The organism is Microcoleus sp. A003_D6 (genome assembly GCF_036702825.1).
GTDB lineage: Bacteria > Cyanobacteriota > Cyanobacteriia > Cyanobacteriales > Microcoleaceae > Microcoleus.
In genome coordinates this window covers 1-11,376 of sequence record NZ_JAUBWA010000168.1, presented here as the reverse complement: position 1 = coordinate 11,376, position 11,376 = coordinate 1, and the positions used below count along the sequence as shown (strand labels likewise).

The following is an 11,376-nucleotide window of genomic DNA, read 5'->3' as shown; positions in this document are numbered from 1 at the left end:
ACAAACCACGATCGCGATATCAATGCTGCAAAGAACATTTTGGCGGCTGGGCTAGCCGTTTCAGTCTGTGGAGCAACTGTAAGACCCGAAGAGAGTAAATCTCGGAAGGCTGGTGCTATGAAGCAGAAACCCAATTAGCGATGATTGGGAATCCCCGCACTTCAGGGCGGGGTGGATGTCAATTATGTCACAATTTTGATAGAGGAACTCCCAGCCATCCAGTAAAGTTTTGTTTCTGAATAGCGGTGGGCTGTTCCACCGGCACGATCGAGTAACGGCCAGGTCGCGGCGGGGCGAGAGTAACGCGACAAGTCCGCAGTTCGTCTTGGTGAAACACTGTCACATCTACCGTGTCCCCCGGCTGATAATCTTTTAGTCTCTCGCCCGCTTGTTCTGCATTTACCCGAAAACCTGCGATCGCCAGCAACTCGTCCCCAGCGTCAATTCCCGCCAATTGTGCCGGAGATCCTACTTCGACAAATTTAACCGTTTCCCGCCCGTTTTCCGTTCCCAACGTCCAACCGATGCGAGGCGTTCGGTCAGTTTCATCTACCCAAATTTGCAGCCCGAAAGGTTCGAGATATTTGTTGTAAGGCAACTCTTCTGTGCCGTCAATATAGCGGGCGAAAAAGTCGCTCAAATCGATGCCGGCGACGGACTCGATCGCACTTTGCAACTCTTCGGGAGTAAAGCCTATTTCGGAGGGCAGCGAATGAGAATTTAACTCTCCGTTTGATGTCAAATGCGCCGCCTTGCCGTCTGTTTCCGACTTCAGTTCAAAATCGCCATTTTCAGCCGAATTAGCATTACCAAACTGCTGCCACATCAAACGCATCACATCGTCGAGCGATCGCTCGTTGCCGTGTCTGGCTCGAATCAACAAATCGAGCAAAAACGAAACAACTTCCCCTTTCAAATAATAGGAAATCTGCGAATTATCGCTATTAGCATCCCGGCGATAAAGTTTAATCCAAGCATCCCAGCTCGACTCGCTGACAGGCTGCACATTCCGCCCCGCAGTCGTCTGCAAGCGAGTAATTTCCTTAGCCATACCTTGGAAAAAACCTTTCACGCTGTAGAGACCCGCTCGAAAAGGAATCACCAAATCGTAATAACTGGTAGTGCCTTCAGAGAACCATAAAGAAGGAGTATAATTCTCTTTTTCGTAGTCAAATACTTCGAGAGCTTTCGGTCGAATGCGCTTGACATTCCACAGGTGAAAAAACTCGTGAGCTACCAACTGAATAAAGCGTTCGTACTTTTCTTTAGCCCGAAAACCAAAACGCGGATAGTTGAGAGTGCAACTCTCCTTGTGTTCCAAACCGCCAAAACCAGAGGCGGACAAATGCAGGAAAAACACATAGCGTTCGTAAGGCAAACCCCCGAACATTTTTGCCTCGACTTCGATCACTTTTTGGATGTCTCGAATTGTGCGATCGGGTTCTAAATTGCCTTTCCCCCAAACAACTAGCTGGTGGGGTTTTCCCATCACTTCAAACTCGTACACTTCGTGACAGCCAATCTCAAAAGGACTGTCTACCAGAGTGTCAAAATCCGCAGCAGCGAAAGTAAGATTTTGGCCGGAAACAGGCGGCAAAGTAGTAACGGTGCGCCATTGGGGCTGCGGTGGAACAACAGTCACGGTGTAGCAGTTGCGCTCAAAACCTGGCAAGAAAAAGCACAAAGCTGCCGGATTGAAATAACCGTGAGTCGAGTCTAAATGATTGGTTCGCACTGTCAGTTCGTTGGCAAAAATGCGGTAGAAAACCGTGATATCTGACACCGAATTAGTTTCGATTTGCCAGTGATTTTTGCTTTTCTTGCACCAAGGTAAAGCTCGCGCGGCGTAGCTATCCCGTAGGGAATCGCCCGCCTGGGAGCTAAAATCTTGCAGGTGGCGGGCGTACTCTCGAACCAAGTAAGAACCGGGAGTCCAGACAGGCATTTTTAAATCCAGAACCGGCTCCGACCAACCTTGCACGCGCAAAGTTACTTCAAAGAGGTGGGATTCAGGATTGGGCATCGCCACCGAATATTGAATTTTCGGTGCTGTTAGTTGCCCCTGACTGTTGCCGGCAGCGGACGAGGAATCCAAACAAGTAACATCAGTCATTGACTTGCCAAATTAATCAAGTGCTTGAGGTTGATCAAATGGATAGTTTGGCGGTCGGGATCGATATTGATCCAACCTTTACTATCGAGTTTTTCCATAATTTTGCTGGTTTCATCTAGGGTGATATCTGTGACATCAGCTAAGTCTTCATAAGGGATATTGAAGATATCTTTGCCCTCAGCAGTTTTCTGACCGTAGTTTTCTGCCAGCTCGACTAAAGTATTTGCTAGTTTAACCGCGGGCTGGCGGTTGCGGAGTTGATAGCGGAGATTGGTTTGGCGGAGTCGCCGCACCATCAGTTGCAGCATCCGGTGGTGCAATTGCGGGTCTTTAAACAGGGTTTGGATAAATCGCTGAGCTGTGACGCTGAGAAGTCGCACGGGCGATAGAGCAAGTACGTCATTCGATCGCGGAGATTCGTCCAGAATGGCCATTTCGCCGAAGAAGGCACCCCGTCCTAAAATAGCCATTGATACAGCTCGATCGTTTGACAAGCGCCGGACTTTTACCCAGCCAGACACGACAAAGTAAATCGCGTTGCCCCAAGAATCCTCCATCACCACAGCTCGGCCCGGGGGATACTCATGCTTGACGGCATTTGATAGCAGCCCTCCCAATGTTTCTGGGTTAGCACCCTTAAATAGAGGGAATAGCTCACTGAAAGCTTCTGTCTTCATCAAAAAAATGGGTAGAAACTGATTCATTTACGCGCTCACACATCTCAACACTGCTGAGCAATGATGAATGTGTAACGATAGCTTTGCCGCAAGCGGTAAAGGAGGAATCCCTCAAAGTTATAGGCAATAGCCTATAACGCTTTAAACACCTATTTTCACGTCTTGGTTTTGACGCTGGTTTGTCTTAATTGAGTGGTCGATATATCACCACTCAAACGAACCAGACACGGTGCAATACCGATCTCTTTGATTTTACCAAAACGTGATAACCAAGCGCGATTATTTCTATTGTGCGGATAATCACCGTAAAATTCAGCAAATCAATCGACAGGACTAAACTCCTTTAATTGATGATAAGGGTGCAGAGGCCCGGTTCACGTAAAATTGGCAGATTCTTTAATCTTAAACGGGTTTACAAGCCTGCCACTGCTTGTTGAACTTTACCTAACAGAGGTTCTATGTATTCCGGCCAGCCGATCGCGATTGACTGGGTGTGGGCCAGAGTCTCCGGCTCGATCGCATCTGCCGTCCACCTCAGCGGTTGACCTTGCAAATCGCAACACACCAATCCGGCTGCTTTTGCTAGTGCCAGAGGGCCGGCGGTATCCCACACTTTAACTCTGCCGTTGAGATACAGGTACAAACCAGCTCTACCGAAGATAACTTCCATCACTTTTAAGCCAAAGCTGCCCAGCGAGTAAAATTCGGCTCCGGGAATGCTTTGGGCGATCGCCCGGGCGTAGTTTTTCTGGTCTTTGTCTCCGAGAATAATTTTACAATTTTCCGCTGTCGGGGCCGGGGGTTTGCACAGGGCGATCGGCTGCGGCGCTTGGGTTCCGACAGTTTGGAACAATCCCCAATCTTTGCCGCCAAAATACATTTGGTCAAAAGCCGGGGCGTAGAGCCAGCCTGCCACCGGTTCCTCCTCAAGCAGCAGCCCCACCATCGAAGCGTAGTGCAGTTTTCCCCGAATAAATTCTTCAGTCCCGTCGAGGGGATCGATGCACCAGAGGCGCTGGTAATTGGCGCGGTAAGCTGCTCTGGAGGCGGCATTTTCCTCGGTAATCCTGCCGTCTTCAGGAAACAAAGCGCTAAATGCTGCCGATAGTTGTCGGTCTAGGTATCGATCGATACTCGTCACGTAGTCGTTGGGCCCTTTCTCGCAAACTTCAAAAGGTTCGGCTGCTAGCTTGTAAGCTTCTTGACCGCACTCGCGCAGGGTGTAGCGAATTTTTTGGTCTTGCTCTGGAGAAATATACATGAGGTTAAACATAAATTTTTTAGCTAACTTCAGCATAAAAGCTTAAGTCCTTGGAATCGATCGGCCCCTGTCACTGTTTTTGATTCGTACAGGATTTGCGCGCGGGTGTCGATCGACCCGGTTTCCTAAACATCAGCACCGTCGCGATACAAGCCCCAGAGAGGACTGGTGGAACTCAAAAAAATTCACACATTAGGGAGAACCCCCCAGATTTATCTAAAATCTAAAATCTAAAATCTAAAATCTAAAATCTAAAATTGACTGACGGATCGCACTAGCACTTTCAACAGCAGAGGATAGAATCTTCTGAGGTTAGATAATTTGTGCCAGCACCATAATAAATATAAGGAGAATACTTTGAAATACCATTTGGCATTAGGTCGCAAAATAGACCTAGATGAAATTGACCGCGATGCAAAACTCGGCAAATGCCCCCGCCACGTCCTGCGAGCCCTCAGAGACCGCTTAAATGCCACCGTCCACGCCCCGGATGGCGAAGCGATATCGTTGAGTGACAAGCTGCGATCGAAAATTTCTTCTAAACCCGAACATTGGGCCGCCGCGCGCAAATTGTCCGAGCAAGTCAGCAGCGACGACGTGATATTTTGTACCGGCGAGGACATTGGCATTCCAGTCGCGGCGGTGTGCGGTCAATCGTCCGATCGCCCGAAAATTGTTGTACATTTCCACAATATCGATCGGCTGCGCGGCCGCGCCGCCCTGAAACTATTCGGTTTAGCTGACAAAATTGACGTGTTCATGGCTTGCGCCAGCCCTCAAACTGACTTCCTCCGCAGTTATTTAGCTTTACCTGAATCCCAGATTTTAGTGCATCTAGACCAGACAGACACTCAGTTTTTCACACCCGGCCCCGTTTCTGCCGAGAAAAAGCGGCAAACGGTTGTTAGCGTCGGATTAGAAAAGCGCGACTACCGACTTTTAGCAGCAGCAACTGCTGACTTAGATGTTGACGTAAAAATTAGCGGTTTTTCTAAAGATGCCAAAGCTTTATCGCAAGCTTTCCCCGATACTATGCCAGAAAATATGTCCCGCAAGTTCTACGAATGGCCGGATTTAGTGCAGCTTTACCGCGATGCAGACGTAATTGCAGTTTGTTTGGCGGACAATAAATATGCTGCTGGAGTGCAGGGTTTGCTGGAAGCAATGGCTTGCAAGCGGCCCGTTGTCATTACTCGGACTCAAGGTATGGTCGATTATTTAGCGGCCCCGGATATTGCCAAAGTGGTAGATGTGGGAGATGCAGCAGGTTTGCGCGAGGCGATCGTCCATTTGCTAAAAAATCATCAAGAAGCTGAATCTCAAGCGCAGCGTGGCTACGAAATGGTTGTGAACCAGCACAGCAGCGAACCTTATGTCGATGTTTTGGCCCAGAAGCTGCGATCGCTTTAAACTCGTAATATCAGCAACGGGCAGGATGCGCGTTCCACAAAACAGAAACTTGGTTGTGGAACAGGCATCTTGCCTGTTCATTAAAAACTGGTAAAACAGGCCGGAAAGTCTGTTGATTAAAAATCACGACTCGCGTCCACTCGCCCACTTATCCCGCCATTTCACAGTCCCTTCCGAAACTAAAACCCAGCGGCGACAAACCAGATTTTCTCGCAGTGGCGACAGTCCTTCCCGTAGCAGCGCATACTTATAAGAAATCAACTTCCCCGCACTTTCATTAAAAGGAATTTCCCCAAACCAAGTATTAGTATTGATATACTCCAACGGGTAACCCTTACTAATATCCCAATTCCCCAATTCAGGACAATCTCCAATCACCACAATTCTTTCCCCAGGCTGAGTTTTTACGCTGTTAAGCTGCGCCCGCACAATAGTTTTCGCCTTAACTCGCTCTCCGACGCGGCTAAAAATCATTACTTCTCGCGCACCCAACTCTAAGTTGTACAGCATCCCGTCTTTAACTTCAAACTTGCGGCGCGATAAAACCTCCGTATGCTCTCCATCAGGCAGCTCAGTATCAACCTCTTCAATTGTAACAGCATTGCCGCGATTCATCGCTACAAACACCACAGAATCGCGATAGCGGCGCACGTAACAATAAACATCAGCAGTTAGATATTTTTGCCACTGACTACCCATCGAAATAGCTGGATTCAGCCGCCGCAATCCAGACAGCAACCGCACATCTCGGTAAATCGGCGAATCAGTATCCCACTTTTCCATCATCGGGCGGTTGTAAGGGTCATTTCCCCCTTCAGTATCATCGTGCAGATACTGTTCGGTGCCGTAATAAATGCAGGGAATGCCGCGAGTCGTCATCATTAAACATATCGCCAAAGAGAGCATTTGCCGATCGGGATTCAACGACTGAAACCTCGGCATATCGTGGTTGTCAATAAAAGTAATCAACTCCGTCGCCCCGTAGTAGCGGTGATCCAAATTCAGTACATCTTGGACTAACTTAAATCCCGCTTCCGCACCTTTTCCCAATACTTCTCGAATTGCCACGCACAGACCAAAATCTAAAATAGTCATCCCCGACTCGTTGACAAATTCCACAGAACGATCGTTTCTAGGATCGCTGTAAATCCACTCGCCAAAAATGAAAACATCAGGTCTGTGTGTTAAAATGTCAGCATTAAATTCCTGCCAAAACCAAATAGGCATATGCTTGACTGTATCAACCCGCAAAGCATCAACACCTCTGTCTAGCCATTGTTTAATTGCTGACTTAATGTAATTGCGGTAGGCAATATTGTTTTCGTTGAAAGTTGCTAAACCCGACAGTTCGCAGTTTTGGACTTGCCATTCATCTTCCCAGTTTGTGACTTCGCCGTAGTGGTGATACCAGTCATCTTCATCGTCGTTAAAGTCAGCTATTTTTACGCCGTCGTCGTAGAGTTCCCCTTTTTTGCCGCTAAAATCTGGGTTGCTGTGATTGCAGACAATATCGAGCACCAGTTTCATGTTTCGCTGGTGCAACTCGTATACTAATTTGTCAAATACGGTATCTTTGGTTTCTTGTGTTTGGTTGACAGAAGGATTGTCGCCTTTGGCAATAAAACGGGGATTTAGTCGCTTGAAATCTTTAGTCCAGTAGCCGTGAATTGCAGCTTGTTCGACAAATAATGCTTCTACTTGCTCGAACAGTGGAGTCAGCCAAACTGCGGTAACACCCATATCTTTTAAGTAGTCGAGTTTGTCGATAACTCCCTGCAAGTCGCCGCCCCAATATTTGCCCCAATCTTTGCCTTCTGGATCGTAAAGTTCTGGGTTTGGGCCTTCGTTATTTGCGGGGTCGCCGTCGTAAAAGCGATCGACTACAATGAAATAAATTGTTTCTTGGCGAAATTCAATATCTCTGGTGTAGAGGAATTCTAAATCGAGTTCGCTTTCAGGCTTAACTTCTTCTACCAGAGACTCAATTTTTTCTTCTGGTTCGCTAACTTCGTATTGAGAGGAAGTTTGATTGGGAGTGACAGGTGTCATGAGATGTATTTTTTTTTATTGTAAGATTGGTCAGTTATTCGGAGCTAGAGTCGGAGATAGCTTTCCCTTCGGACTGACTTTTAGAGCATCATACGGAATTTACTCGTTTAATGAAATCTTCCTTTAGACAGATGGTGGAGTCGTCTATAAGGTTGTAGTTAGGACTTCAGTGCGAGCGAGTTTGATGAGGACGGTCGTCCTCATTACAAACCAATTTTATCATATTATGTGCGATCGCAAATAAGATGATTCGTGAGTGCGATCGTACTTTTTCCCTTCCTGTCATTCCTCCCGCAAATTTTCGATATCTTCAACACTCAAACCAGTAGTTTGACTAATAGTTTGATTGTCTAGAACATTGAGAAGTTGCCTAGCAATTTCTAGAGCTTTTTCTCTCATTCCTAGCGCGAGTCCTTCTTCTCTGCCTTCTTCTCTGCCTTCTTCTCTGCCTTCTTCTCTGCCTTCTTCTCGCCCTTGTTCTCGCCCTTGTGCGAGTCCTTCTTCAATTCCCTTTCGCAAGATTCCCTGCTGATCCAGAATATACCTTTCGCGTGCTTCTAAATCTGCCAACTCCTCTGGATTCAAGTTAGTTTCATTAGCAATCGCAAAAGCTTGTTGTATTTCCGAGACTGTTTCCATTGTTGACGGTACTACTTCCAAACTGGGGGCATTTTTCATAAAATAAACCCACTTGTCAGTCAAAGTTTCTAGCTCATCCAATTGTTTGTTGAATTTCGGCAACTCGATAAAAATGAGTTCTATCTCTGGATCGACATAATCAAATAAACGCTTTTTCTCCTTGAACACAAAGTGAGAAATTACTTCTTCGTCATTATCAAACATTTCAAAATCAGTAATTGTCAAAGCAATTACAGGTTTTAACTTAAAGTAACCTTCACCGCGAATCAGTTGAGTAGAGTAAGTTTTCGCAGTATTGTAAACCACCCGTTTCGCAAAAGATTGTACATTTAAAACTTGCATCTCGATAATTACAGTTGCGCCTCCTGCAAGTCTGGCTTTGACATCCAGGTAAGAGTCTTTGAGATACTGTACTCTCGATGCTAAATACGGGTCGATAATTTCTAAGTCGGTGATGGTGGGATTGCCATCATAAATCATTGCATTGAGAAAGCTGATTAAGATTGGTTTGCTTTGATTAGAGCCGAATATTTTTTTGAAGGCAAAATCGGTTTTGGGGTTAATGAATCTCATGGTTAATCTATGTTAAACTGATTTACCTATTATTTTAACCCAGTGGGAAATGGGTTGGGCGATTTGGGATTAGGAGCTATATCGTTTGTTCCGCAACTCTCCGGGGTTGGCGAGTTGCCAAAACTGGATATCGGATGCTCTATCCTAGCTTGAGCCGGGGATTACCTCAGCCATTAGCGCTTGCTCTATATTCTATTCTGTCAAATCGACTTGTCGAATCTCTTCTAGCGTTATATCCAAACATTGCGCGATTTGCTCATCGCTCAAACCTACTGCTTGCAAGCGATCGATCGCCTCAATTTTCGCCCGCTGCTTTCCCCGCAAAAACTCAGGCGACTCTTCCTGTGATGTGCAGACATTCAGAGATCCGATTACATGACCGCGAGCAACATGATTGCCACTAATGACGCTGCCAGTAACGTTGCTAATCCTCGACTTCCGAATCAGTGCCGATCGCAAATTTAACTTATTAACCTCTTCTCCGAAAGCATCAGAGAACAACTCCCATAGCTCGTAGCCCACATCTTTAGCATAACCCTCAGTACAATTCAGCGATCGGGCAATATCGCCGTACTTTTGCCGCTTCAAAACGCCCTCAATCACGCCAACTTGCATATCATCTAAATGCTTGCCCGTTTTCGCAAAGACCACTTCATCTGCAAAAGCCAGTGCTTCCTTAACGTTCACCCGCCCCTCCTCCCAATATCCGAGCGATGAACTAAAACCGTCTAGATCCGACTATTTTCGCCTTGAATACAAAAACGATTAAAGCTTTATCAAAACTTTTTATATTATACGACTTTATCCGACCTTTTTCGACTATACAAATTAATTTGCAAACTGTAGCATTGTGAATGTAGAACCATCGCTCAAAGAAACTAACTTATGACGACTACCCAACTCGCTCTCGACAAAAAAGCAAATCCTTTGATGATGCACCTGAGCATCTTGCCCAAGTACAGCATCTCCCTAGAACAAGCTAGCTACGATCCCAGCACCCAGACTTCCAACATCTCCTCCATGAGCTACTCCTCGTGTACTATTAGTGCCTCCACTTTTAAGAGGAGTGGACCTGATGATGACGACACGCAAGAAGACGACTAGAATTTGCTCTGGCTAAGGTCGTCTTTTGCTTACAGTCTCATTTTTTGAAAGACCTGTATAAATTTTTACATGACAGGTCTTTCATTGTCAACATTACTGCAATTAATTTAGTTATGACTGACCTTTTAATCGTGACTTCTGAGACAGATATTCATGCGGATGTTGTTATCAAGGAATTGGAAAAATCAAATATTCTAGCAATTAGATTGAATTCAGAAAATTTTATTCAAACAAGCAAATACGTTTACTCTTGGCAAGCTTCTGGCAATCCCAGTCAAAGTTTTTTTTTTTTGAAGACTCCTTGAAAGAAGTTCAAGAAATCGGCGTAATTTGGTGGCGCAAACCTGACGACTATAAAGTTTTTCCAGAAGTTGATGATGCTTGGGCAATCAAGTATTGTCAAGAAGAGACAGAATCTTTGATGTACTCTCTGTCAGGTTTATATCCTAAAGCGAGGTGGGTCAATAACTATTACAAGATTAGATTGCCATCCCATCGCATCAACCAAATCCCCATTGCTCAAAAACTGGGAATTACTATCCCTCCAACACTCGTCACAAATTCCTACGATGCTGCTTGCAACTTTGTAACAGAACAGGGAAAGTGCATTGTCAAACCGATGCGCTACTCTGGTTTTTTACATGATGAAAAGCAGTACGCTTGCTATACTCGCCCCATTGATGTCGAAACACTTGAGGAATTTCGAGAGAGTATTCGATTAGCACCTGTTTTCATTCAAAAACGCATTCAAAAGAAAGCAGAATATCGCGTTACATTAATCGGCAAGCATCATTTTGTTTGCCGCATTGATGCCGAACATACCAACGATGCAGACGTGACTTTAGATTGGCGCGTCACCGAACCAGACAAACTCGTTCACGTTCCCGACAAGCTACCAATGGATTACCTCAACAAACTCCATCAAATGCTTGACGAGTTTGGCTTAAATTTTGGTGCATTCGACATCATTCGCGATGATGACGATACGATTTATTTTATCGAACTCAATCCTAACGGACAGTGGTATTGGATCGAAATTCTCACTAAAATGCCTATGGTTCGCGCAATGGTTGAACTCATCGAAGATTTAGCGCTGCAATATCAACAGGATTGCTGAATTTTATCAGGGATTACACATTTTATTGCAATACGGTTCAGTTAGCGCTGTTTATTGCCCGGAGATCCCCCTAAATCCCCCTTAAGAAGGGGGACTTTGAGAAGATTCTTGTCCCCCCCTTTTTAAGGGGGGCTAGGGGGGATCTGCCTTATATGAACCGTATTGGAACTACAGCCACCTCCTCAACTTCCACCTGAGAATGCTCCACCCGGAACACATTCGCGTTCAAATTAGCAACAACTTGTTTCCCCTGCTGCGTCAGTTCCAAATAGCCGATCGCATCCTTGACATACCGATAAACCACATTCCAATAAAACTTCGGATACCCCTCCCGCAAATCCCCAGGAGTGCGATACCAGGGCGAACGCATCTAAATTTTATGTTAACAGAATATGGTATATTGGAGAGTAATTATTGATTACATACGAAACAT

General features: G+C 45.7%; 10 protein-coding genes and 2 pseudogenes. 5 read left to right on the top strand and 7 right to left on the bottom strand.

Annotated elements, in window-relative coordinates; translation table 11 throughout:
• Positions 1 to 138: pseudogene (locus QUB70_RS29250) on the top strand (RNA-guided endonuclease TnpB family protein); the annotation flags it as partial.
• A gap of 49 nt (positions 139 to 187) precedes the next feature.
• Here QUB70_RS29250 and QUB70_RS29245 read toward each other — a convergent pair.
• The 3 genes from QUB70_RS29245 to QUB70_RS29235 form a co-directional block, all read right to left on the bottom strand.
• Entirely contained in the window at positions 188 to 2,113 is a 1,926-nt protein-coding gene (locus QUB70_RS29245; RefSeq protein ID WP_332985140.1) for a M61 family metallopeptidase, read from the bottom strand.
• Complete coding sequence (locus QUB70_RS29240) at positions 2,110 to 2,790, bottom strand: Crp/Fnr family transcriptional regulator (protein WP_332985141.1); 681 nt, start codon at positions 2,788 to 2,790, stop codon at positions 2,110 to 2,112. The genes QUB70_RS29245 and QUB70_RS29240 overlap by 4 nt, the downstream gene beginning before the upstream one ends.
• A 412-nt stretch (positions 2,791 to 3,202) precedes the next feature.
• Positions 3,203 to 4,063 (bottom strand): 3'(2'),5'-bisphosphate nucleotidase CysQ family protein, encoded by an 861-nt coding sequence (locus QUB70_RS29235; protein WP_332985139.1) that lies wholly within the window; start codon positions 4,061 to 4,063, stop codon positions 3,203 to 3,205.
• A 345-nt stretch (positions 4,064 to 4,408) separates the two neighbouring features.
• On the opposite strand from QUB70_RS29235, the gene QUB70_RS29230 reads away from it, so the two are divergent.
• A complete protein-coding gene (locus QUB70_RS29230; RefSeq protein WP_332985138.1) occupies positions 4,409 to 5,461 on the top strand; it encodes a glycosyltransferase in 1,053 nt (350 codons plus the stop codon).
• Positions 5,462 to 5,584: 123 nt separating this feature from the next.
• Here the strand turns inward: QUB70_RS29230 and QUB70_RS29225 are convergent, their stop codons facing one another.
• The 3 genes from QUB70_RS29225 to QUB70_RS29215 form a co-directional block, all read right to left on the bottom strand.
• On the bottom strand, positions 5,585 to 7,510 hold the full coding sequence (locus QUB70_RS29225; RefSeq protein ID WP_332985137.1) for an alpha-amylase family glycosyl hydrolase: 1,926 nt from the start codon (positions 7,508 to 7,510) through the stop codon (positions 5,585 to 5,587).
• A 282-nt stretch (positions 7,511 to 7,792) separates the two neighbouring features.
• Complete coding sequence (locus QUB70_RS29220; RefSeq protein ID WP_332985135.1) at positions 7,793 to 8,722, bottom strand: Rpn family recombination-promoting nuclease/putative transposase; 930 nt, start codon at positions 8,720 to 8,722, stop codon at positions 7,793 to 7,795.
• Between the two features lie 192 nt (positions 8,723 to 8,914).
• Positions 8,915 to 9,409 carry a hypothetical protein gene (locus QUB70_RS29215; RefSeq protein WP_332985134.1) on the bottom strand — a complete coding sequence of 165 codons (495 nt, stop codon included), beginning with the start codon at positions 9,407 to 9,409 and terminating at the stop codon, positions 8,915 to 8,917.
• 198 nt (positions 9,410 to 9,607) lie between these two features.
• On the opposite strand from QUB70_RS29215, the gene QUB70_RS29210 reads away from it, so the two are divergent.
• From QUB70_RS29210 to QUB70_RS29200, 3 genes are all read left to right on the top strand, one after another.
• Positions 9,608 to 9,826 (top strand): hypothetical protein, encoded by a 219-nt coding sequence (locus tag QUB70_RS29210; RefSeq protein ID WP_332985133.1) that lies wholly within the window; start codon positions 9,608 to 9,610, stop codon positions 9,824 to 9,826.
• Between the two features lie 113 nt (positions 9,827 to 9,939).
• A complete protein-coding gene (locus QUB70_RS29205) occupies positions 9,940 to 10,131 on the top strand; it encodes a hypothetical protein (RefSeq protein ID WP_332985132.1) in 192 nt (63 codons plus the stop codon).
• A complete protein-coding gene (locus tag QUB70_RS29200; RefSeq protein WP_332985131.1) occupies positions 10,128 to 10,943 on the top strand; it encodes a hypothetical protein in 816 nt (271 codons plus the stop codon). Before QUB70_RS29205 ends, QUB70_RS29200 begins: the two co-directional genes overlap by 4 nt.
• Before the next feature lie 148 nt (positions 10,944 to 11,091).
• Here QUB70_RS29200 and QUB70_RS29195 read toward each other — a convergent pair.
• A pseudogene (locus QUB70_RS29195) lies at positions 11,092 to 11,298 on the bottom strand (metal-dependent phosphohydrolase); the annotation flags it as partial.
• Positions 11,299 to 11,376 lie beyond the last annotated feature (78 nt).

Coding starts and splice junctions, on each gene's coding strand:
- QUB70_RS29205 (WP_332985132.1), top strand. CDS start 9,940: ATGACTGACCTTTTAATCGTGACTTCTGAGACAGATATTCATGCGGAT.
- QUB70_RS29220 (WP_332985135.1), bottom strand. CDS start 8,722: ATGAGATTCATTAACCCCAAAACCGATTTTGCCTTCAAAAAAATATTC.
- QUB70_RS29245 (WP_332985140.1), bottom strand. CDS start 2,113: ATGACTGATGTTACTTGTTTGGATTCCTCGTCCGCTGCCGGCAACAGT.
- QUB70_RS29225 (WP_332985137.1), bottom strand. CDS start 7,510: ATGACACCTGTCACTCCCAATCAAACTTCCTCTCAATACGAAGTTAGC.
- QUB70_RS29235 (WP_332985139.1), bottom strand. CDS start 4,063: ATGTTTAACCTCATGTATATTTCTCCAGAGCAAGACCAAAAAATTCGC.
- QUB70_RS29210 (WP_332985133.1), top strand. CDS start 9,608: ATGACGACTACCCAACTCGCTCTCGACAAAAAAGCAAATCCTTTGATG.
- QUB70_RS29240 (WP_332985141.1), bottom strand. CDS start 2,790: ATGAAGACAGAAGCTTTCAGTGAGCTATTCCCTCTATTTAAGGGTGCT.